Genomic DNA, 22351 nt, shown 5'->3' on the forward strand with positions numbered 1-22351 from the left:
CTTACAAAAAATCCAAGATTGCTCTTGGATTTTTGACAGTAGTTCGTTCTTATTGCTGTTTACGATACAAGTGTAACAAATCAACCATGAATTTATTAGTGTTAATATGGTCATTTTTTAGCATTGTGACCAATTTCCCGTCTTCCATAAATAAAACACGGTCCGCCACCTCTGAGGCAACATCCATCATATGAGTTGAAAAAATAATGGTTGAGCCGCTATTTTTAATATCTTTTAGAAGCGTAATAAAAACATCAATCCAATAAGGGTCTAGACCATTAGTTGGTTCATCGAGAATCAAAACAGCGGGTGTCGCTGCCCATGCCTGTCCAAACAGCAGCCTCTGCCGCATCCCTTTGGATAAGTGCTTGACCATTTCGTGTTTTTTTTCTTCCAGCCCAAGAATTCGAATCACTTCCATTATACGGGTTTGCGGAATATTTCTGAAAGACCCATAAAAACATAAAAACTCCTGTACGGTCAGGGTCTCTTGGGCATAAAATTCATCTGGCATATACCCAATTAGGGATACATATCTTTTTCTATTTTTAAGCAAATCTACATCTTCGATGATGACTGTGCCCTCACCTGGAGAAGAAATGCCGGCAAGGATATGGAGTAATGTGCTTTTCCCAGCGCCATTTCCTCCACAAAGGGCAATGCATTCCCCGGCTGCTACTTTCAATGAGAAGGGGTGAAGGGCAATTTTCTTTTTAAAAACCTTTGAAGCACTTTTAATTTCTAGGCGATTAGTCATTGCACCAGTCTCCTTCTCAAAATGAAGAATGATAGTGTTAATAATAAGATAAGGTAACAAAGTAGATAAACCAAAAGAATGAACCAGCTGGCATTAGATTGAATGAGTTGAACAATAGAATCATAGGATTGACCAAATATCGCCCCGCTGTCCCACTTAATGATTAGAAAAATACGTAGAAACTCAGAAGGATTTAAGACCATCGCAGGCTTCATTAACGCATCAATCATCGTGTAAGGGACCAAACCTAACACCGCAATAAGTGCTGTGGGCCAAATCATTATTAGAAAAAACCAGATGGCTACCGTTAACGTTAATGCTTTCCATCTTGTTCGAGCTAAGGTACCGAGAAAGATGCCTAGAAGGAGAAAAGTAAAGATGAGAAGCAGTGAAAATAGATGGATGCCAAGCAGCCACTTTATTGATAGCTCGATTCCTGCCGCCAAACCAATTGCCATACTGATTCCATAACTAAGTGTGAACACAACTGTTTGTGCAGTAAACAAGCCAATAAATTTTCCGAATAAATAAGTAGGAATACTAATAGGATAGGTACATAATAAAGCCCATTGTCCGTTTTCAAATTCATTTGTAATGGAAAAAGAGCTGATAATCATCATAAATAGGGGGAGTAAATATAAAATAATATTTACAATGGTCCCTGTAATATTGGTAAAGCCAGAAATACTATCATTTGTCCCTTCTAGCAAAAAGAGGAGTGAAAATACTGAACACCAAAGGAGTAAAAAAGAATAATAAGAGCGTTGCCGTGTCATTGTTTTCCATTCAGAGAACCATAAATTTCGCATAGGTTGACTTCCTTTCAAGTAAAAAGACAATCTTGATTGACTGCCTTTTTGACTTCATCTTCTTGATGCCTTTGGGTAGACTCTTAGTGAGCACTAGCTTTCGTATCTTCCTTTTCACTATGGCCATCCATTTTCATTTTTTTCATTTCTTCCATCATTTCTTTATTTTTTTCCCATGAATGCTTCTCTAAGTCGGTATAGGTTAATAGGCTGCCTTCATTTTCAACAATGAAATTTTGCGCATCATCTTTGGTTGTAAAAGAGATTATATTGTAGGCCATTGGGGTTTTGATGGCTTTACCATACACATAAGTGGCATTTTCCATTTCAATCCACTCACTTGTGGAATAATCTCTTACAAACTTGGCATCAACTTTTTCATTCTCGTTTTCCTTCATCCATTGATTCATACAACCAATATCATCAAAGACGATTGCTTTCCCGTTTTTAAGGATAATTTCAGTAGCAAATTGGTTATCTTTTACCTGCATATTGCAAATTTCACATTTAGCCGTTTCTTCATGAATAGCCACAGGGTTTATTTCTTTTTTTCCACAGCCGGTGATCATCAATAATGCAAGGATTGTAATTAGAATTATTTTTAAGATATAGCGGTTCATATTTTTTTCCTCCCTAAATAGATAAATAGTAGACTACTAATAATCATGAACATACTGATCATCCATGCGATAGAACGGCTAGTTTCCTGTTTGATATCAAAATGGATATTGTTCTTCATTAAAGGGCTATTATCCTCTACAAGGACACTTTCCGGACTCTTTAACATTTTTTGCAGCAATAACATTCCAGGGTGTTGAAAAAATAGTTGATAAGCCGGAACATCCTTTGATAGATTAAGAAAATATGGATCGGCCCGGTATGGAAGGTTACTTAACCTATCCCCATCAGTATCAAGCTTCAAAGCTGCATCCCAGTAGTTATTTTCGATGATATTATGGGTCTCTTCTTTTGCTTGTATCTCATTTACATTGCTAGAAAAGGAATTGTTTGTGATTCGATTATTTTCAATTTTGGTTATTTGGGCTCCGACAAAGTTGGCAGTAAAATTGTTGCTGACGATTTCATTGTTGTTTGAATCCTCCATATACATTCCAACTCGATTCGTTGATATGGAATTTTTGCGAATGGCAGATTCATGAATATCATAGAGTAGAAGTCCCTGTGCATTCACATTCTGGTTATTATCCGTTAATTTATTTGCCTCAATGAGGGAACCTTTGGTGCCCATAATCATTGCACCTGTAAAATTTTTCCTAGAAATGTTATCTCTAATAGTTATATAATTTGAAAACATAATGTGAAATCCGTATCTTGAATTCTGAACCGTATTTTCTATAAAGGTGTTGTGGTGGCTATTTTCCATATAGAATCCGTCTTCGACATGTTTCATTTGAATACGTTCAAATCTATTAGAATTTGATTGCCACAAGTCAACCCCATTTTCACTGCCTTGCCCCGAGATCGTTATATTTCGCACCATCGATTTTTTTGTATTATCGAACTGGATTCCTCGTATTGGAGTTACGATTGTTAAATCCTCAAGTAAATGATTTTGACCGCTGACTAAGATAGCTGCGGGGCTTTCGTCTTTAGGACAGCTCACTATTGCAATCCCTATAAGGCTTACGTCTTGACCAGTTACAGTAATCATTGGCTTGGTGGAACAGGATTGGAAAGTGGCTCCCTTTTCGCCAACTAGTACAATGGGCTTATCTAGAACGATCGGTTCGTGGTAAACTCCCTTTTTCAAATAAAGAGTACCGCCTTCCATAGTTGAATCAATTCTTGATTGAAGTGTCTGATCAGCAAAAACCTCCCTGCTATTTAGTAAAGACATCAAACCAAAAATAATAAAAAACGACATAATAACCTTCATAATAAAAAAATTCCTTCCTGAGAAAGACCTTTATACTACTAAATTAGTTAAAATCACCATTATTTCATATGACCCTTTGGGGCTATAATTCCTATGAATATGAACTTTTTTTGAACAAAAAAATATCAGAAATTGTTTGCTAATTTCTTCACATTCGGGTGCTCTTTTTTATTAAAACCAATTTTATAATGGTGATAAGATAAATAAACCAGAGGAGCACTCTAATATGAAAAGAAGGATAGTGAAGGGCGCAGTTTTTACTTTATTAATATGTATTGGATTGTCGGCATGTGGAGAGAAGGAGAAGGTAAAGGCTCCGACAAATCTTCAATCAGAGAACCAGGAGGCAGCACAAAACAGTGAGGTTACTCCAAGGGAGCTTCTAGACAGCCTTCGTAATCATACGACACTTGTACCTATAGGAGATATACCGATTCCTGAGGAAAATCCAATGAAGCCGGAAGTGCTTGAACTTGGTCGAGCGTTATTTTTTGATCCGAGACTTTCAGGGAATAATCAGGTTAGCTGTGCTACTTGTCATGACCCAAATTTGGGTTATGGCGACGCAAAACCGACTTTTGATAAATATACAGGTGGTAATGGTGAAAGGAACAGCCCAACTGTCATTAATTCCGGTTATTACACGTCCAACTTTTGGGATGGCCGAGCGGCTTCTCTAGAGGAGCAAGCACTGGGACCGATTCAAAATCCTGATGAAATGAACCAGCCGATTGATGAACTTATTAAAGAATTATCAGCCATAAAAGGCTATCGAGAACGTTTCCAAGCGGCATTTAATGAAGGAGTAACAGAACAAAATATTGCAAAAGCCCTTGCTGCTTTCCAAAGGCAAATTGTTGTAAACGATACTCCTTACGACAGGTTCCTGGAAGGGGAAACAGAGGCATTAACGAAACAAGAGATCAGAGGACTCCGATTGTTCACAGGAAAAGCCTTTTGTGTGACCTGCCACAATGGCCCCAACCTATCTGATAACAATTTTTACAATATCGGACTCAATACTGAAGACGAAGGCCGAAAAGCGGTTACAGAGCAGGAAGGGGATTTAGGCCGAATTCGTACGCCTGGATTATATGGAATAACTCATACTGCTCCATACATGCGGGATGGCAGTCTTACTACACTTGAAGAAGTAATTGATTACTATGACCGTGGCGGCGATGACCACCCTAATAAGAGCTTTTTTATCCAAAAATTTATGAGTCCTATTGGCTTAACAGACCAAGAGAAAGCAGATTTATTGGCTTTTCTAAAAACCTTAGGTGGAGAGCCGCCGATATATGCAAAACCAGAGCTTCCGTAAAGTAATAAATGCCTGAGCCCCTATAAGCTAGGGGCTCAGGCATTTATTTTATGGATGTTTCCAACTTTTTAATGACCTTTTTATAGTGTTTAATAGAGGTTAGTTTGCCAGTATAGGAAACTTGGTTTTTATCATCTAAAGATATGAACGTGATTGCAAGCTTCGGAAAAAATTTCTTGGACCGAAAACGAAGGTCTTTCCAGTAAATAAAATAGCCGTTTTTTCTTTTTTGAACAAAAGGGTAGGCAAAATGGGTGCTCCTAAGGAAGCTGTCAACCTGCTGATCCATGCTGCTGTTTAAAACCAAACCAGGGTAGTCTATTTTCTTTAAAAAGGTATGCTCTATCCATAAGCCTCCCTTCGAGTAAGACCCGAATAAAAAGTCTTGACTGGTTTCAATCATAATATTCCAGTGGAAAGCAGCTGTTTTAGGAATCATTTTTATCTGAAGTGCATTTTGAAAATGCTGTTTAAGCTTCCATTTCGTATAGTGAGTAGATATCATCCGAATGAAAAGGTAAAGGACAATTCCTAAATAAACGAAAGAAAAGACTCTCCCTGTATCAAAAAAAGGAAGCAAACTAAATCCAAGGACATGGAGCATAATGATATATGGATCAACTAATGGGAGGAAATCTAAGGATAGCCATTTTGTAGAAAATGGGCGTAATGCCTGTGTACCATTTACATTAAACAAATCTAAAAGAACATGTAAAATAACGGCAAGCAGGACCCATAAGAATAAGTGTGAAATAGAGCTGACTTGGAGGAATGGCAAAATGGCTGAAGTAGTAAGCATGCTCCATATAGGGATGGCTGGCAGTGAGTGTGACCACCCCCGATGATTTTTTAAATAACTGCTTTTCCCCTTCAATCGATACATAAAGTCAAAATCAGGTGCGTTAGAACCGACTACAGTTCCGATGAGGACGGCGGTCGATAAGGCACTATTGTTTGAAACCACAGGGTCAATTTGAGCAAGAGCGCCAAGGCCGAAGCCAATAATAATGTGAGAAAATGTATCCATTACCCTTCCTCCTTAGCTTCAAGCATATATTTTTTTTGCGGTTTCATTGATAACACTAGAATATTGGTGTATAACGTCTTCAAAAATCTGATCCCATTTTTGTGTAAGTGCATACTTCCTAGCATTGCCCGCCATTTGAACACGTAAAGATTCATTGTCTAACAAGTGAATGATATTAATGATAAAATCCTCTGCATTCCCCGGTTCGCACAAGTATCCAGTAACGCCTGTCGAAATAATATTTTTCACTCCGCCCGCATTCGCCCCAATTACAGGTGTCCCGCTTGCAAGAGCTTCAAGAACAACATTTCCAAAGGTTTCAGTGGGAGAGGGGAAAACAAATAAGTCTGTTGCTGAATAGGCCTCGGCTAATTCAACGCCTTTCAAATAGCCGGTAAAGGTCATATTTGGAACATCAGACATTTTGAGCTCGTCGAGAAGCGGGCCATCCCCTGCAATGAGCCAATGTACTTGATCATTTATTTCAGGAGGTAAAGAACCAGCGACTTTCATGAGCGTTTTTAAATCCTTTTCTGGCGCCAGTCTGCCAACATAAGTAAGGATGAATTTTTCAGAAATGGCATATCGATTGCGAATAATCTCTTTCTCATAAAATGGATGGTAGAATTGGCAATCTACACCTCTTGGCCAGATTTCTAGATTCCTGAAACCTCGGTTATTTAGTTTTTCAAAACTATCCATTGAAGGTACAAAGAGTTTTTCAAAAGAACGATGAAACCATTTCATATATTTCCAAAGAGGTTTAGCTAGGAATTGCAGGTCATAAAAGTGTAAATAGTCATTGAAGTCGGTATGATAGGAGCCGACAAGGGGAATATTTAATTTCTTAGCAAAATATACACCGGAAAGACCAACAGTGAAAGGAGTTGCGACATGAATCAGATCTGGAGAAAATTGCTCAATCTCTGCCTTAAGCTGCAGGATGTTAGGAAAAGCTAATCTACATTCAGGATAAAGGAAAAAGGGCAGGCTTTTTAATCGGTGAATATGGTCTGAAATATATTCATTTGAAACGGAAATAGGAGCAAAAACCTTATAGGAAATATCTTGAGTTTCAAGATAGTCAGTAAATTTTTTGAGTGTATTTGCAACCCCGTTTACTTCCGGATAAAAGGTATCTGTGAAAATAGCAATTTTCATATTAGCCCCTCCTGTTGTTAAATCGAATCATTTCTAATATATGAAATAAAAACAGAGACTTCCGAAGCACGCTCCTAGAATCCCCCCTGCAATAACGTCCGAAGGATAATGAAGCCCTAAATAGATTCTCGAAATCCCTACAGATAGCCCTAAAGGAAAGAGAATAGCAGCTAATGAGGGTATTTGAATCATAAAGGGAACAATAACCGAGAAAACAGCTGTTGTATGACCTGATGGAAAAGAATGATCTTTCAAAGGATTAGGTAAGATTTTTGTTGTTTCGATTTGTAGATAGGGCCTTTTTCGCGGGAAAAGCTTTTTAACCAGTTGAACAGGTATATGACTTAGAGCTAAGGCGGCAGCACTTGAAATGGCTGTAAGTCTAGTTTGATTTGATGAAAAGATGACGAGTAACAATGTTGTTACACTGATAAAGAGAGCACCGCCAATTTGAGTTATCGTACGGAAAAAGAGATTCATGATCCTTTTATCAAAATGGCTATTAATCTGTTGAAAAACTTTGCATTCAAATTGATATAAGGTTTGAATTTTTCTCATCATGACTGTGTCTCCCTTTAATTAATGTAGTGGGGTAGAATTTACATTTACAATAGTTGGTCTGCCAATCGAGACGTAGGTAATCGGGTACCGCTCTATATCTTTAAGGGAATAGCAATTTCGGCCATCGAAAACAATCGGTTCCTTCATATAGGAAGCGTAAGCATCCAATGGAAGGTGCTTTATTTGGTCCCATTCTGTTGCAATGACAGCAAAGTCGGCATCTTTAAGTGCTTGCCGAATATTCGTAGTGTATTTAATTGAATCTCCTATAAGCTTATGTGCTTTGGGAATTGCCATCGGGTCATAAGCAGTAATCATTGTGCCTTCATCGAGTAATTCCTTAATAATTGTTAAGGAAACAGCTTCTCGGATATCGTCAGTTTCTGGTTTAAAAGCAAGACCAAGCAAGGCTGCCTTTTTCCCTTTTAGTGATCCGACTATTTCTTTTGCCTTCGACACTAGAAGGGAGTGCTGATACTGATTGACCTTAATGACGGACTGCAGCAATTCAAAGGGATGATGGACATTGCCTGCCAGCTGAACGAGCGCTTTCGTGTCCTTTGGAAAACATGAACCACCATAGCCAATTCCGGCCTGAAGATTGGAATTCCCAATTCGTTTATCCATTCCCATTCCGTAAGAAACTTCCTCAATATTTGCCCCCACTTTTTCGCAAAGATTGGCAATTTCATTAATAAAGCTTATCTTTGTTGCAAGAAAGGCATTGGAAGCATATTTAATCATCTCTGCACTCCGAATATCTGTGAAAAGTATCGGAATCTTTGATGGAAGGTAGAGCTGTTCCATGATTGATGCTGCTTCAGGATTATCAGCGCCAATTACGATTCGATCCCCTAAAAAGAAATCCATTACCGCTGAACCCTCGCGAAGAAATTCAGGATTGGATACAACATCAACCATGAGGTGACGAGGCTTGCGCTGTTTAAAAATTTGCTTGATCATATCGTTTGTTCCAACGGGGACGGTGCTTTTAGTACATACAATTACGTCTTTCTTTATTGAGTTAGCAATGGTATAAACAGCCCCGTAAATATAAGATAAATCAACTGCACCATCTCTCTTTTCAGGAGTACCAACTGCAATAAAAATGATATCGGCCTCTGCGTATGCTTGGTTTTGGTTCGTAGTAAAACAGAGTTGACCGTTCGAGAGGTTCTTTTCTAATAAAGGTTCCAGTCCAGGTTCAAAGAAAGGGATGTGTCCTTTTTCGAGCATTTCTATTTTCTCTTTTTGAGTGTCTAAACAGGTTACTTGATGTCCAGATTCAGCAAAACAAACTGCTGTAACTAACCCGACATTTCCTGCTCCTGCAACTGTAATCTTCATCATATCCCTCCAAATAGTAGTGGTTTGTTCTATTTTATCTGAAAAATTTGAATTCTTTCTTAACCTAGTGTTAAGAGAGTGTAAAGACTTTGTATAGTATGAAGGGACCTAGCGCTTGTTTGCGTGAATAAAGTAAAGACCTGAGCCCTGGTGCGTTTTTTAGTGAACGCAACATGGCTCAGGTCCCTATTTTGTGTACCGATTGGCGTAACTTGAGGCTACGAAGGCATTGGGTTTAATTTTCGGTTCAACCCCCATAGATTCCATCCGTGCTACCATTTCTTTCACAAATTCCCTTGTTTTATTGCGTTTTCCGGCGCCAATATCAATATGGCCTTCCATGGTAAAGGTTGCTCCCTGGTAGACAAAGGGAAGGACGATATTGATTAATCGAGTTTTTCTTTCGTCGGTAAACAATGCGACAATGTCCTCAGTTAAGGAGAGCTCAAAAGAAATTCTTTCATGCAGCTGCGTCATCTTTCTTGGGATTATAATCTTTCTAATACAAGCCCAAGCACCTTTACCCTGATTTTGAATAACAATTCCCGTAATAAAAATGGTATGTCTTTTATGGACCTGTGAATCCGTTCCGACCATTAACCGATAATTCCCGCTTGGCGCTATGTTCATGAACTTTACAATGTTTTCGAATACCTCTTCAAACGACATACTTTTCTCACGAAGATTCTGAAACGAATAATCAAAAACCTGATAATTTTTCATTTAAAACACCACATCTTTCCTTTCTGGAAGTAATTACACTTACAATTCTTAATATTATTTTATGGAATAAGAATTATTCTTGTGCAACAGGAAATGGACAGACAGCAAACAAAGTTGTCCAAACACAAAATCACTATATCCAACAGGTTTTGAAACCAATATGGAAGGACGTTAAATTTTTGTAAATGAGAGAAAACTGTAATTAATAATCCAGCAAACTATTAAACAACTGTCCGCCTGGGGTGGACAATGTCTTTCTGTGGTGCCTGTCACCGAGCAGTGTCACCGAGCAGGTGAGAGGTGTCACCCTAGATGGAAGGATAATACATTGCCTGGATTTTGAGTTTTTGTTAAATTAGAGCTTTAAGTATAGAAAGAAGTACGTTATGAGGAGGGATTTTAGGATGAAGTTAATAGAGAGTTTTATGAATGGAGCTAATACGCTGCTTTGGTCTTATGTGCTTATTGTTATGTTGGTAGGATTAGGGCTTTATTTTACTTTCCGAACTAAATTTGTTCAGTTCCGGATGATTGGGGAAATGTTTCGGTTAATGGGTGAAGGCAAGACGAAGGGCCAAAAGGGTATATCGTCATTCCAAGCCTTTTGCATTAGTACAGCTTCACGTGTCGGTACTGGGAACCTTGCGGGGGTAGCAATTGCGATTACTACCGGTGGTCCGGGTGCGGTTTTCTGGATGTGGCTCATTGCCCTTATTGGTTCAGCATCGGCTTTTGTAGAAAGTACACTGGCACAAATTTATAAAGTAAAAGATGGTGACACCTTCCGGGGCGGACCTGCTTACTATATGGAAAAAGCGTTAAAAGCACGTTGGATGGGGATTACGTTTGCAGTCTTAATCTCAATTACTTTTGGACTAGCATTTAATTCTGTTCAAGCAAACACCATTACTAGTTCTTTAAACAATTCTTTTGGAATGGATAAATCCGTTATTGCTTTAGTTTTAACACTTATTACAGCCGTGATTATTTTTGGCGGGCTAAAAAGGATTGCTAAGGTTGCTGAGTGGATGGTTCCAATCATGGCAGGGGCTTATATTTTAATTGCCTTATATATTATGGTTACGAATTTTTCAGAAATTCCTGCTGTTTTTGCATTGATATTTAAGAGTGCTTTCGGGCTTGAAGAAGTGGCAGGCGGAGCGATTGGCGCTGCGATGATGAACGGAATTAAGCGCGGATTGTTCTCAAACGAAGCGGGTATGGGGAGTGCACCGAATGCAGCTGCGACAGCTGATGTCAGCCATCCCGTTAAACAAGGTCTAATTCAGTCCCTTGGTGTATTTGTAGACACACTTGTTATCTGCAGCTCTACGGCATTCATCATTCTATTATCTGGTCTATATACGTCTAATGAGGCAGATGGAATCATCTTAACTCAAAATGCTCTCGAGGGCTCATTAGGATCTTGGGCAGGTATTTTCCTTGCCATCATCGTATTTTTATTTGCCTTTAGTTCGATTGTTGGGAATTACTATTATGCACAATCGAACATTGAGTTTATTAAGAATAACAAACTGTTGCTAAATGGATTCCGTCTGCTTGTAGTTTTCATGGTTGCGTTTGGTTCATTAGCTGATTTAAAGTTTGTATGGAGCTTAGCTGATTTATTTATGGCACTCATGGCAATCATCAATTTAATCGCCATTACTCTCCTTGGAAAAATTGCTTTTGCGGCATTAGCTGACTATAAAAAGCAAAAAGCAAGCGGAAAAGATCCAGTCTTCTATGCATCTAATATTGAAGGACTAAAAGATTTAGATGCTTGGGAAGATGCGCCGCTGAATATCAAATCCAAGAAAAAAATAGGTTAATCATTTGGGTGACAGGCACCACTGCGGTGCCTGTCACCTTTTTAAAAACCTTGTAAGAACAAGTTCTTTTGATGTAATATGACTTTATTAGTTTTTTGTGGATAGGAGTGCGTAAAGTTGGCGGAAAATTTCGAAAGACAGATTTTGACATGGTTTGAACATTTCCATGCTCACCCCGAGGTTAGCTGGAAAGAGGTTAAAACAACACAAACGATTGCTGATATTTTAGATAATCTTGGCATAGAATACCGTCGTTTTTCCGATGTAACCGGACTTATAGCGGAAATCGGCGAGGGAGAAGAAGTGATAGCTGTCCGTGCGGAAATAGACGCTTTATGGCAAGAGGTGGACGGAGTTTGGCAGGGGAATCACTCCTGTGGTCACGACGCCATTATCTCAATGGTGCTTGGTGCACTTCTTTACTTGAAGGATCAGCGTCTCACTAAAAAGCTGCGTTTTATTTTTCAGCCGGCAGAGGAAAAAGGAAATGGTTCACTTGCGATGATTGAAAGGGGAGCTATCGAAAACGTCAGCCACTTATTCGGTATCCACCTTCGTCCAATAGAAGAGCTTCCTATCGGACGAGTTTCAGCCTCTATTCATCATGGAGCGGCTATCTTTCTAGAAGGTAAAGTCCTCGGTGAAGACGCACATGGTGCCAGGCCGCACCAAGGTAAAAACGCTCTTGACGTAATTGTTGGACTGCATCAGTGCGTCAAATCTATTTATCTATCACCGTTCGAAGCCTATTCTGCGAAACTTACAAAAGTTATCGCTGGCGGAGAAAGCTTAAACATTATCCCAGGTTCAGCGGAATTTGCCATTGATGTCCGAGCGCAAAAAAATGAAGTTTTAGAAAAACTGAAAGACCAAATAGACCACGGAATGAACAGCCTAAAAGACCTTTATGGGGTCGAAATCGAATGGAAATGGAGCGATTTTACGCCTGGTGCTGAGGTTTCTCCTGAAGCCGCAGCGATCGCCGAAGAAGCTATTCTGAGTGTTGCGGGCCATGAGGCGCTTTCACCGCCAGTAATCACTTCCGGCAGTGACGATTTCCACTTTTATACCATTAAAAATCCGGAATTAAAAGCTACGATGATTGGTGTTGGAGCTGACCTTCAACCAGGTTTACATCATCCCAAAATGAACTTTAATACCTCGGAACTAGACCTTGGTGCACGGATACTTGCTGAAACACTGCTTAGGGCATAAAAATAGGATTGCGATGCATATCATGCATCGCAATTTTTTTGTCTAAATTATGAAAAATTTTGATTGACGAAAAATTAACCTATGTATAAAATGTAATTACCGACTATTTAACGACAATTACCAATTTTCTAACAAGTAAGCGCTAACAATATTTACTATCTAATTTGGGCGGGGGAATGTGTATGAAAAAAGAGATGAGTTTTAAAATGGCTATGCTACCACTTTTAGTCATGATCGTGGTAATGGGGATTACGATTATCGTCCTTGAACAAGGACCACATATTCCATTAATAATCGGAACATCAATTGCGGCCATCGTTGCTTGGCGCTGCGGTTATAAATGGTCAGAAATTGAGGAAATGATGTATAAGGGGATTCGCTTGGCGCTGCCTGCAATCGTTATCATCATTCTCGTTGGCTTAACAATCGGTGCCTGGATTGGCGGCGGAATTGTAGCAACCATGATTTATTATGGATTAAAGATCATTACCCCTTCACTATTTCTTGTTTCCATTACAGTCATCTGTATGATTGTATCCTTGGCAATTGGCAGCTCATGGTCAACAATGGGAACAATCGGTGTAGCGGGTATGGGAATTGGCTTAAGTATGGGAATTCCAGCACCAATGATTGCGGGTGCTATTATTTCTGGATCTTATTTTGGCGATAAAATGTCCCCATTATCTGATACTACTAATCTTGCATCCGGTTTAACGGGAACAGATTTATTTGTGCATATACGTCATATGCTTTATACTACCATTCCTGGTATCGTCATCACTTTGGTGATATATGGATTTATGGGCAGGAAGTTTGGTAATGAAGGAATGGATTCTGCTAGTATTGATAAAACATTAGGCGTTCTCCAAGACAGCTTTGTCATTTCACCATTTTTATTAATCGTTCCATTATTGGTTATTATTTTAGTCGCGAAGAAGGTTCCGGCCATTCCAGCACTGATTATAGGTATTACACTTGGATTTCTCTCGCAGGTAGTTATTCAGGGCGGAAACGTTTCATCTGCAGTCGCAGCTCTGCAAAGCGGCTTTGTCATTGATACCGGAAATGAAATGGTGGACAACCTCTTTAACCGTGGCGGCCTTGATTCGATGATGTACACGGTCTCTATGACAATCGTTGCGATGACCTTTGGGGGGATTTTAGAGAATTCTGGTATGCTGCAAGCAATAGTGAATCAGATATTAAAATTAGCAAAGTCAGCTAGAGGTGTTGTTGCTTCAACAGTCGTTTCCTGTTTCGCAACAAATGCAACATGCTCTGAACAATATATTTCGATTGTTATTCCTTCACGGATGTATGCAAAGGCTTATCGTGATAAAGGCCTTCATTCAAAAAATTTATCGCGGGCACTTGAAGATGGCGGGACACTTACCTCTGTGTTTATCCCTTGGAATACCTGTGGTGTGTTTATCTTTGGTACCTTGGGTGTTCATGCGTTAGACTACGGTCCATATGCGATTTTTAATTTCATCGTGCCAATCATATCGGTGATTTATGCTCTGACTGGAATTACGATTACAAAATTGACTGATGAAGAAATGCTTCAGATTAAAAAAGAAGACGAAACCGTCTCCGCTTAAAAAAATAAGGAAAGTTCACCATAAAGGGAACTTTCCTTATTTTTTATTAATAGGCTGGCATGTTAAGTTCATAAATTGCCCTTGGGCGCCCTTGGTGGTACACCATTTCTTCGCCGACAACCTTTACATAACCGTTATCAGCGAGCTTTTTTACAATTCTTTCGGTGGAACGGCGGGTCACCTGAAGATAGTCGGCCAGGTCAGCAGTTGTAAATTGTAAGGATTGCCTTGATTTACTGAACTCAATAATTTTAGAAAGATTGCCAGGACTTAGTTTTGTTTCCTTTGCAATGTTTAAAAGCTCGGGATGGTCATTTTTTAAACTATGTTGTTTATGCTCATATGGGAAGGGTCCAACTAATTCCTTGTCTTCGGTTAGAATATAACCACATTTTGAGGACAATTCTTTTTCTGCAAAACGCAGGGCAATTTTAGCATGTTGATCTGCTTCTTTCAACGTTAATCCGTAACCAAAACCGACTAGAAGAGGACCTTTCCATTTTTCTAAAAAATCAATGACGCGATTTCTATCTATTTCCCCCCGAGTACTATATAGGGCAAATAGGGTTCCGTTTAATGGTTGAACATATGCGTTAAGCAGGTGAGCAAGGGTATTAATTTGGTCCTGCTGATGGTTTTGGAGTGAAAGGTAACCAACAGCGACTTGAGCAGCTTTACTCTTAATAAGCTCCCCTTGAGCTTTTGCTGATTGCAAACCGCGAATCAAGGAAACCTGCGGATCAGCCATTCGAATAGCAGGAACACCAAGAGAGTGGAGTCGATCATAAACCGCATGTACACTTGTTAATGCAATTTTCGTTATGCCTTGCTCCCAAAGATTGTAGTGAAATTGGACAATACTATCTAAATTGAAACAGTCTTCAAGCATTTGTTGTTTAAAATCCATAATCTTTAGGGATTCCATCCTAATTTCACTTTCAGAAAGAACATTATTAATAATAGAAGCATCATACAAATCAATAGATATTCTCTCAAGTGGTACATTCCTGTTTTGTGTGATAGCTAATAAAGAAGCAGCAATTGTTATTTCATCCTGAGTTAGAATAAGGGTTGGATAGGGCAGGTTGTCGAGGTGCTTTTTTGAAAAGTAGTAAGGGAGAGCCCCTGAGAAAAAAACAACATCACAAGCCTTTAATTTTCTAATAAGCTCGGCGGCTTCCTGTGGATGTTGATATATATAAGGATCAATTATAATATCAGTCATTTGACTGGAGGCGCTTACAATTTTATGTAAAAATTCACTCGAGCCGAAGACCGCAATTTTCGTAGCCATGTTTGAACACATCCTAATTAACGTCTGTATAACGACAACTATATCATATTATTGTTTGGAAAGGAATGATTATTATGAAAATTACGTCAATTCAACTTTTTGCTATCCACTTACCGTTAAAAGAACCGTTTATCGTTAGTTATCAAACCTATAACTATATGCCTTCCATTATCGTAAAAGTAACTACCGATGATGGATTTGTAGGCTATGGAGAAGGGGTACCGGACGAACATGTGACAGGAGAGACTTTTGAAGGGACATTTGAAATAATAAAGAATACTCTGGGTCCTGCTATAATTGGGAAAAATCCAATGGAGATTGAAAGGATTCACGAAGTGATGAACAAGACAATATATGGAGCACCAACGGCAAAGGCAGCTATTGATATTGCTTGTTTTGATATAATGGGGAAAAAGCTGCAACAGCCAGTTTATCAGCTTATTGGCGGGCGTTATCACGAAGAATTTCCGATTACCCATGTCCTTAGTATCGCCGAACCTGAAGAAATGGCTGCTGAAGCTGCTTTAATGATGGAAAAAGGCTATCAATCTTTTAAAATGAAGGTAGGAACAAAAGTCAGCAAGGATGTTGAACGTATTAAAGCGGTTCGTTCGCAAGTAGGTGAGGACATTGCCATCCGTGTTGATGTGAATCAAGGCTGGGTAAATAGCGCCACCACCATTACTGCAGTGGAGCAGTTGAAGAGCCTTGGGCTTGATTGGCTGGAACAGCCGGTTGCAGCAGATGACATCGATGGAATGGTCGAAGTAAAGTCAAAGACGACTATTCCCCTTATGATTGATGAGGGTATAAAGGGAAAACGAGACATGAGGGAGATTATACAAAAGCGTGCCGCGGATAAAGTGAACATTAAACTGATGAAATGCGGGGGGATTTATCCGGCTGTAAAGCTTGCACACCAGGCGGAGTTAGCGGGAATGGAATGCCAGATTGGTTCGATGGTCGAATCCTCAGTCGGTTCGGCGGCAGGGTTCCATGTTGCTTTTTCAAAAAAAATCATTACAAGCGTCGAGCTGACCGGGCCATTAAAATTTTCTAGAGATGTTGGCAATTTGGAATATGATGTACCGTTTATCCGGTTAACGGAGAAGCCAGGGTTAGGGGTAGAAGTTAACGAGGAAACGCTGAAAGAGCTAACCGTTTTTCAAGGTTTTGTTCAATGAAGGAGGGACCGTTCTTGATGTGGATATATGAAGGAAAACTTAGAAATGGGAATTTGCCCTTTAAGGTCCGAAAATTGGGTGTTGAAGACTTGGAAGAGATTTTAGAGGTGCAGAAGCAAGTTGTACAAGCAATGCAGGGTCCAGGAATACTTCAGCCCCTGACGAATGATGAGTATCAGTATATCTTAGAGGGGAAGGGCTTGATGATTGGTGCATTTACAGGGAATGAAATGATTGCCTTTCGAGCTCTCCTCATTCCGCCAATCGATGAAGGACACTTAGGATGGGATATTGGTTTGCAAGAAAATGAGCTGCCAAAGGTTCTCTATCAGGAGATTTCAAATGTAATGCCTGCATTCCGTGGAAATCATCTGCAAAAAATACTGGCCGGTGTAATTATGGAAGAGCTAAGTAAGGAGAATTACCGCTGCCGCTACATTTGCTGCACTGTTGCACCATTTAATATTCCAAGTTTAAAGGATAAGTTTTCTCAAGGAATGGAAATCGCAGCACTTAAAGAAAAATACGGCGGCAGCTTACGCTATATTTTTGTAAAAGACCTAGAAGAAAACAAAGAGAAAGCAACTTTAATCCAGGAAAGCACCCGAATAAAAATGGGGGATACAGAAGGTCAAAAAAGGTTAATCCTTCACGGCTGGCGCGGTGTAAGGATGGAGGAAGAAGAAGGAGAACATTGGGTGGTTTATGTGCATGATGGTGACAGACAATAATGGTGACAGGCACCACTAATGTACAATTGTCCGCCTGAGGTGGACAGTGAAAAAGAGCTGACAATCGTCAGCTCTTTTCGTTTTATAATTGGGATTTAATCTCTTTGATTTGTTCGATATGCCGTTTTTCGTGGAGGTAGATTAATTCGACCCATTGGTCTAGCGGCGTGTAACCAAAGAGTGGGTGCTTGGCAGACTTTTCTGCTAGCAGGGACTTATTTTCTAGTTGATTATAGAATTCCAAAAATTGGTTTCTTGAATGATTTAAGAGTTCTTTAATCTGCCCGGAATCCAACGGATCATCGTCAGGTGCTACTATATCTGGTGCTTGAGCCTTCTGGGTGCGGTCAACTGCCAGCTGAACAGGCTTCGTCTCTGCCTTTTTTCCATTGACTTTATTAAGTCCGTAAATTATTGCTTGTGTAGAGGCACTTTCTGTTAAGTACAAATGATGGCATACCTGGGCAACACTCCATGTAACCTCATCAGGCTTTTTATTCAGCCTTTCATAGCTTAAACCAGAAATCTCATTTAACAACCTATTCCTTGTTGCAATTAGTTCCTCCACTACATCGATACTCATGGCATATCCCTCCTCAAATAGACATTCAATATTGTTTATATTCACCTTTATAAAAAATATTCCTTCTATCTAACAATAGAAAAATATTACTGATTTTTAATTGTTGTGTGAACAACAATAATGTATGATACATAGTATAAAGTATAGTGTATGACGTACAGCATGATCAAAGGAGTTGGGATGGATGAGTACCTTATTAAATTCATTAACTACAGAGCTAAGGAGAGGGACATTGACATTGGCGGTGTTAAGTCAGCTGCGTACACCTCAATATGGATATTCCCTTGTCCAATTATTAGAACAATGCGGGATTTCAATCGAACAGAGTACACTATATCCATTGCTGCGCAGACTGGAAAAACAAGAGTTAGTCACAAGCAGCTGGGATACAACTGAAAACAGACCACGAAGGTATTATGTGTTAACACCATTTGGAATCGATATCTATCAACAATTAAAGCAAGAATGGGAAAAGACCGCGCAAGAACTTTCCCTACTATTAAAAGGAGAGGATAACGGATGAGAATAATTGACCTTTATATTCAAGAGGTTACTCGCAGGCTCCCAGAAAAAAGTCGAGAGGATATTGCACTTGAACTTCGCTCAACGATTGAGGATATGCTTCCAGTTGATTACACGGAGGAAGATGTTAAGACTGTTCTTGAAAAAATGGGAAATCCGTCAATCCTGGCGAGCGGATACCTAGATCGTCCCATGCATTTAATAGGGCCGCGTTACTTTGATGTCTATATCAATTTATTAAAAATCATTCTGCCGATAGCTGCAGTGATTTCCCTTATTTCATTGATCGCTACGACGATTGTTTCCTATTCTGGTGAAAAAGCGGTACTAAACGTTATTTTAGACTTGGCAGGTCACGGAATTTTGGGGATACTGAGCACTGGAATTCAATTGTTTTTCTGGTTAACCGTGGTGTTCGCCATCATAGAACGAACAGATCATAGGCAGGGTCAGACGCCATTAACAGCATCTTTTAAAGAGTGGACGCCAGATGATTTATATAATATTCCTTACATTCCAAAGGAAAAATCCATTTCAAAGGTGGAAGTGTTTCTAGGCTTGCTATGGACGGCTATCTGGGCAAGTGTCTATTTCAATGCAGCCAGCCTTTTAGGAATCTATGAAAAAGGAAGTAATGGTCTCGAATTTGTAACGCCGACATTCAATCAAGAAGTCCTGTTTTCCTATTGGCCACTGGTGATTATTGTAATTGGGCTTGAGATTGCTGTAGCAGCATATAAGTTGCTCAAAGGACAATGGACTAGGAAGATTGCTGCTCTCAACACTGTCATGCACGGTGTTTCCTCGATTGTATTTATCATCATCATCAGTAACCATCAGCTAATTAATCCAGCCTTTATCTCGTATTTGACAGACTTATTTAGTATCAATGGTGATATTGATAACGAGTTATTCTGGGGAGCGGTATTTACATTCCTTTTATTCGCATCAATAGATATTTACCAAGGCTTTCGAAAAGCTAGTATAAAGAAATAACAAAAGGCATCATCCATTTTGGATGGTGCCTTCACCTTTAATTCTCCTGTTGTACCGTACGGAGTTGATTGTTTTTTAAATAGAATATGATAGTGATAAGAATAGTTAGCCCGCCATATAAGACGCACATTAGCTGTAAACCGATAAAATCCAGAAAGAATCCAGTTAAAAGCAGCACGATTTGGAAGCCAATCCGGTCAAGCATATTACGGAACGAGAAAAATCTTCCGTGGAAATCCTTTGGTACTTTTGTTTGAAATACGGTGGATGCTGTGGGATAGAAGCAGCCAACTGAAAAACCAAAAACTAGAAATGCTGCAATCGTTACAACCGTAACATCTGCAAAATAGAGCAGAAGCTGGGACAGACCGACGAGGATTGAGCTGGTAAATAAAATGGTGTAAGAAGATAGTTTGTCACTTATTTTTTTAATGAAGAAAGCTCCAATCATAAAGGAAACTCCTTCGGCAGTATAAATCCAGCCTTTGATCGCAGAACTATCCTGCAGTTCACTAATGTTAATGACCAAAAGGTTGAATCCGCCTAGAAATAAAAGTGGAACCAGTGTCATCAATAGGGTCATGAAGACAATCGGCAGACCCTTTATCACAGGTAATACATCTTTAAAATTAGTTTTTTCATTGGTATTCTTCGTTGTTGAAGAACTATTATTATTTTCCTCAAAGTTAAGGAACCAAGTTAGGATGAGTAATCCAAGGTAGGCTACTAGTGAACCGATATAGAGCATGGATAAGGGAAGAAGTACCAAGAGAATCCCTGCAACTGCCGTACCGATGATCCGTGAAAGGGTGGCTACGTTCATATGAACTCCATTGAGCTGGAGTAAATCCTTATCGTTAACAATAAGAGGAATCGCTGCTTGTAGTGCTGGAAAATAGAAGGCAGCAGAAATTTGAATCGTAACGAAAAAGACAAGCATCCACCAAACAGATCCTGTAGCTATCGCAATCAGCATAAAGACGACACTTATCGTACGCAATAACCCTGACCATAGCATCACTGTTTTTTTACTTTTTTGGTCCGTAATTTTGCCTGCATAAGGGCCAACGACTATACCTGCTACCAGCCCGGCAGCCATAAGAAGTGATTTTAAGAAATCTGAGGGTATTTTTTCTTGCATGAACTCTAAATTTCCAATAATCCCAAGCCATAACCCAAGACCAGCGATAAATTCCCCTGTTAAAATAATCCAAACATTTCTGTTGTTCCACATAAGCTGGCCTCTCAATCATTTAAATTATTTTTTATCCAAACACTATCATAATCTAATTGTTAATAGATTAGTATAACTACTTTTACATTTGTAGAAAGGAAAATTCTATCAAAAAAAATATATTAACTGTCCTCCTTTCACCAAGTTTTCACCATTGTCCTCTAAACTTCAAACTATCAAGAACGAAAGGAGGAAAAATAGCAATGAATACTAGAGTTAAACTAGCCATTTTCTGGGGTGTGATGATTACTGCTGCACTGGTTGTAATTAATTTCTTCCTGCATCTTTTAGGAGGACATCAAACCAATGTGGTGTTCCGAAATGGGTTTCGACCTGAAGAGCGGGGGCACCATGGCGGAAGGGGACCCCGCCAGTTTATGAATGGTCCTCATCATGGAGAAGAATTTTCTTGGCTTGGACTTTTATTCTTTCTTATTATTGGACTAGCCATTCTGATTCTAATCGTGAGATGGGTTAGAAGGAAAGCAAGAAATTCTGCTATGCAGCAGTTCATTGATACACCCGTAGTAGGTTCACATAGTCCAATTATCAATCAAAATGCAAGCATGTTAGACAAGTGGGAAAAAAATATAACAAAAAAAGGAGAATAGCGAAAATGGGTATTTTTAAAAGAGTAAAAACGATTACGAAAGCTGAAATTAATGGATTATTAGATGGGATGGAAGACCCAATTGCGATGTTGAATGAATATTCCCGCGAATTGGAGCAGGAAATACTGAAAGGTCAAAAAGCATTATCACAGCAATACCTGGTTGAGAAAAAACAAGCTGCTTTACTGCTAGAAACAGAAGAATTGATCGCAAAAAGAACGCGTCAGGCTAAGCTGGCAATTGAACAAGAAGAGGATACAATTGCAAAATTAGCCGTTCAGGAAAAGCTGCTTCATGAAAAACAGTTTACCCTTTATCAGCAGCAATTGGAGGCAATCAAAGAGCAGACCCAAATCTTAGTAGAAAAATTGAATCAGTTGAAGGAAACCTATAATGAATTGCAGCATAAGAAAATTTTATTAGCTTCCCGGGCAAATGTGGCTCAAACTATTAAACAAATTCAAAAAGCGACAGTCTCCTTCCAAACAGATAACATTGCAAGAGGTGTTGCACGTGCGGAGGAACGAATTATGTTGATGGAGGCACAGGTACAAGCTGGCAGTCAGTTTTCCAGTCCTTTAGCGCAGCATGATGCTGTTTTCCAAAACTATGTAAGAGAAGAAGAACTTGAAAAGGAACTTGAAAAACTAAAACGTGAAAAAGTGGCGTTATTAGGATAAAGAGAGGAAGGAAGCACACTTTGCAGGATTGGTGCTTCTTTTTCTTTATGGCTATGTTAATGACAGATGTTGACTTTTCTCACGGAAATCCTTATGAAGGACTAATCTCACTGAGTAATCTTCTGATTTGTCTTTCATCATGCTTATGAAGGACTAATCTCACTGGAAACTCACCTGATTTGTCTTTCATCACGCTTATGAAGGACTAATCTCATTGGGAATTCTTCAGATTTGTCTTTCATCGACCTTTTATCGTTGTACT

General features: G+C 39.3%; 22 protein-coding genes. 10 read left to right on the forward strand and 12 right to left on the reverse strand.

Annotated features, from left to right (window positions below; genetic code table 11):
• Positions 1 to 49: 49 nt before the first annotated feature.
• From MLOOGBEN_RS16890 to MLOOGBEN_RS16905, 4 genes are all read right to left on the reverse strand, one after another.
• Positions 50 to 757 carry an ABC transporter ATP-binding protein gene (locus MLOOGBEN_RS16890; RefSeq protein WP_179159438.1) on the reverse strand — a complete coding sequence of 236 codons (708 nt, stop codon included), beginning with the start codon at positions 755 to 757 and terminating at the stop codon, positions 50 to 52.
• Complete coding sequence (locus MLOOGBEN_RS16895; protein ID WP_179159439.1) at positions 754 to 1566, reverse strand: ABC transporter permease; 813 nt, start codon at positions 1564 to 1566, stop codon at positions 754 to 756. The genes MLOOGBEN_RS16890 and MLOOGBEN_RS16895 overlap by 4 nt, the downstream gene beginning before the upstream one ends.
• A gap of 83 nt (positions 1567 to 1649) precedes the next feature.
• Positions 1650 to 2186: a nitrous oxide reductase accessory protein NosL gene (locus MLOOGBEN_RS16900; protein WP_179159440.1), complete on the reverse strand. Its 537-nt coding sequence runs from the start codon at positions 2184 to 2186 to the stop codon at positions 1650 to 1652.
• Positions 2183 to 3451, reverse strand: a complete 1269-nt coding sequence (locus MLOOGBEN_RS16905) for a right-handed parallel beta-helix repeat-containing protein (protein ID WP_218781220.1) — start codon at positions 3449 to 3451, stop codon at positions 2183 to 2185. Before MLOOGBEN_RS16905 ends, MLOOGBEN_RS16900 begins: the two co-directional genes overlap by 4 nt.
• Before the next feature lie 238 nt (positions 3452 to 3689).
• Between MLOOGBEN_RS16905 and MLOOGBEN_RS16910 the strand changes: the two genes are divergently transcribed.
• On the forward strand, positions 3690 to 4787 hold the full coding sequence (locus MLOOGBEN_RS16910; RefSeq protein WP_179159442.1) for a cytochrome-c peroxidase: 1098 nt from the start codon (positions 3690 to 3692) through the stop codon (positions 4785 to 4787).
• Positions 4788 to 4830: 43 nt separating this feature from the next.
• Here the strand turns inward: MLOOGBEN_RS16910 and MLOOGBEN_RS16915 are convergent, their stop codons facing one another.
• The 5 genes from MLOOGBEN_RS16915 to MLOOGBEN_RS16935 all read right to left on the reverse strand — a co-directional run bounded on the left by MLOOGBEN_RS16915 (position 4831) and on the right by MLOOGBEN_RS16935 (position 9606).
• Positions 4831 to 5814: a metal-dependent hydrolase gene (locus MLOOGBEN_RS16915; RefSeq protein ID WP_179159443.1), complete on the reverse strand. Its 984-nt coding sequence runs from the start codon at positions 5812 to 5814 to the stop codon at positions 4831 to 4833.
• An 18-nt stretch (positions 5815 to 5832) separates the two neighbouring features.
• Complete coding sequence (locus MLOOGBEN_RS16920; RefSeq protein ID WP_179159444.1) at positions 5833 to 6975, reverse strand: glycosyltransferase family 4 protein; 1143 nt, start codon at positions 6973 to 6975, stop codon at positions 5833 to 5835.
• A gap of 33 nt (positions 6976 to 7008) precedes the next feature.
• Complete coding sequence (locus tag MLOOGBEN_RS16925; protein ID WP_179159445.1) at positions 7009 to 7536, reverse strand: phosphatase PAP2 family protein; 528 nt, start codon at positions 7534 to 7536, stop codon at positions 7009 to 7011.
• A gap of 18 nt (positions 7537 to 7554) precedes the next feature.
• Positions 7555 to 8883, reverse strand: a complete 1329-nt coding sequence (locus tag MLOOGBEN_RS16930; RefSeq protein ID WP_179159446.1) for a UDP-glucose dehydrogenase family protein — start codon at positions 8881 to 8883, stop codon at positions 7555 to 7557.
• A gap of 186 nt (positions 8884 to 9069) precedes the next feature.
• Positions 9070 to 9606: a ribonuclease H-like YkuK family protein gene (locus tag MLOOGBEN_RS16935; protein ID WP_179159447.1), complete on the reverse strand. Its 537-nt coding sequence runs from the start codon at positions 9604 to 9606 to the stop codon at positions 9070 to 9072.
• Between the two features lie 404 nt (positions 9607 to 10010).
• Here MLOOGBEN_RS16935 and MLOOGBEN_RS16940 point away from each other — a divergent pair, with 404 nt between their 5' ends.
• From MLOOGBEN_RS16940 to nhaC, 3 genes are all read left to right on the forward strand, one after another.
• The gene (locus MLOOGBEN_RS16940) at positions 10011 to 11438 is read left to right on the forward strand and encodes an alanine/glycine:cation symporter family protein (RefSeq protein ID WP_179159448.1); all 1428 of its coding nucleotides are present in this window, start codon (positions 10011 to 10013) and stop codon (positions 11436 to 11438) included.
• A 117-nt stretch (positions 11439 to 11555) separates the two neighbouring features.
• Positions 11556 to 12653 carry an amidohydrolase gene (locus tag MLOOGBEN_RS16945; RefSeq protein ID WP_179159449.1) on the forward strand — a complete coding sequence of 366 codons (1098 nt, stop codon included), beginning with the start codon at positions 11556 to 11558 and terminating at the stop codon, positions 12651 to 12653.
• A gap of 182 nt (positions 12654 to 12835) precedes the next feature.
• The gene (gene nhaC, locus MLOOGBEN_RS16950; protein WP_179159450.1) at positions 12836 to 14254 is read left to right on the forward strand and encodes a Na+/H+ antiporter NhaC; all 1419 of its coding nucleotides are present in this window, start codon (positions 12836 to 12838) and stop codon (positions 14252 to 14254) included.
• Positions 14255 to 14300: 46 nt separating this feature from the next.
• On the opposite strand, the gene MLOOGBEN_RS16955 is transcribed toward nhaC, so the two are convergent.
• Positions 14301 to 15548, reverse strand: a complete 1248-nt coding sequence (locus MLOOGBEN_RS16955; RefSeq protein ID WP_179159451.1) for a helix-turn-helix domain-containing protein — start codon at positions 15546 to 15548, stop codon at positions 14301 to 14303.
• Positions 15549 to 15622: 74 nt separating this feature from the next.
• On the opposite strand from MLOOGBEN_RS16955, the gene MLOOGBEN_RS16960 reads away from it, so the two are divergent.
• Together MLOOGBEN_RS16960 and MLOOGBEN_RS16965 are read left to right on the forward strand one after the other, a co-directional pair.
• On the forward strand, positions 15623 to 16732 hold the full coding sequence (locus tag MLOOGBEN_RS16960) for a mandelate racemase/muconate lactonizing enzyme family protein (protein ID WP_179159452.1): 1110 nt from the start codon (positions 15623 to 15625) through the stop codon (positions 16730 to 16732).
• A 14-nt stretch (positions 16733 to 16746) separates the two neighbouring features.
• Positions 16747 to 17463: a GNAT family N-acetyltransferase gene (locus tag MLOOGBEN_RS16965; RefSeq protein ID WP_179159453.1), complete on the forward strand. Its 717-nt coding sequence runs from the start codon at positions 16747 to 16749 to the stop codon at positions 17461 to 17463.
• A gap of 82 nt (positions 17464 to 17545) precedes the next feature.
• On the opposite strand, the gene MLOOGBEN_RS16970 is transcribed toward MLOOGBEN_RS16965, so the two are convergent.
• Positions 17546 to 18046, reverse strand: a complete 501-nt coding sequence (locus MLOOGBEN_RS16970; protein WP_179159454.1) for a DinB family protein — start codon at positions 18044 to 18046, stop codon at positions 17546 to 17548.
• A gap of 184 nt (positions 18047 to 18230) precedes the next feature.
• Between MLOOGBEN_RS16970 and MLOOGBEN_RS16975 the strand changes: the two genes are divergently transcribed.
• Together MLOOGBEN_RS16975 and MLOOGBEN_RS16980 are read left to right on the forward strand one after the other, a co-directional pair.
• A complete protein-coding gene (locus MLOOGBEN_RS16975) occupies positions 18231 to 18569 on the forward strand; it encodes a PadR family transcriptional regulator (protein WP_179159455.1) in 339 nt (112 codons plus the stop codon).
• Entirely contained in the window at positions 18566 to 19564 is a 999-nt protein-coding gene (locus MLOOGBEN_RS16980; RefSeq protein WP_179159456.1) for an HAAS signaling domain-containing protein, read from the forward strand. The genes MLOOGBEN_RS16975 and MLOOGBEN_RS16980 overlap by 4 nt, the downstream gene beginning before the upstream one ends.
• A 37-nt stretch (positions 19565 to 19601) precedes the next feature.
• On the opposite strand, the gene MLOOGBEN_RS16985 is transcribed toward MLOOGBEN_RS16980, so the two are convergent.
• Positions 19602 to 20798 (reverse strand): MFS transporter, encoded by a 1197-nt coding sequence (locus MLOOGBEN_RS16985; RefSeq protein WP_179159457.1) that lies wholly within the window; start codon positions 20796 to 20798, stop codon positions 19602 to 19604.
• Positions 20799 to 21001: 203 nt separating this feature from the next.
• On the opposite strand from MLOOGBEN_RS16985, the gene MLOOGBEN_RS16990 reads away from it, so the two are divergent.
• Positions 21002 to 21409, forward strand: coding sequence for a hypothetical protein (locus MLOOGBEN_RS16990; RefSeq protein WP_179159458.1), 408 nt, complete (start codon positions 21002 to 21004; stop codon positions 21407 to 21409).
• A 5-nt stretch (positions 21410 to 21414) separates the two neighbouring features.
• Positions 21415 to 22089 (forward strand): PspA/IM30 family protein, encoded by a 675-nt coding sequence (locus tag MLOOGBEN_RS16995; RefSeq protein ID WP_179159459.1) that lies wholly within the window; start codon positions 21415 to 21417, stop codon positions 22087 to 22089.
• The last annotated feature ends 262 nt before the right edge of the window (positions 22090 to 22351 follow it).

Origin of the sequence: Bacillus sp. EB106-08-02-XG196 (genome assembly GCF_013396335.1) — a bacterium.
In the GTDB taxonomy this organism is placed as follows: Bacteria; Bacillota; Bacilli; order Bacillales; family Cytobacillaceae; genus Neobacillus.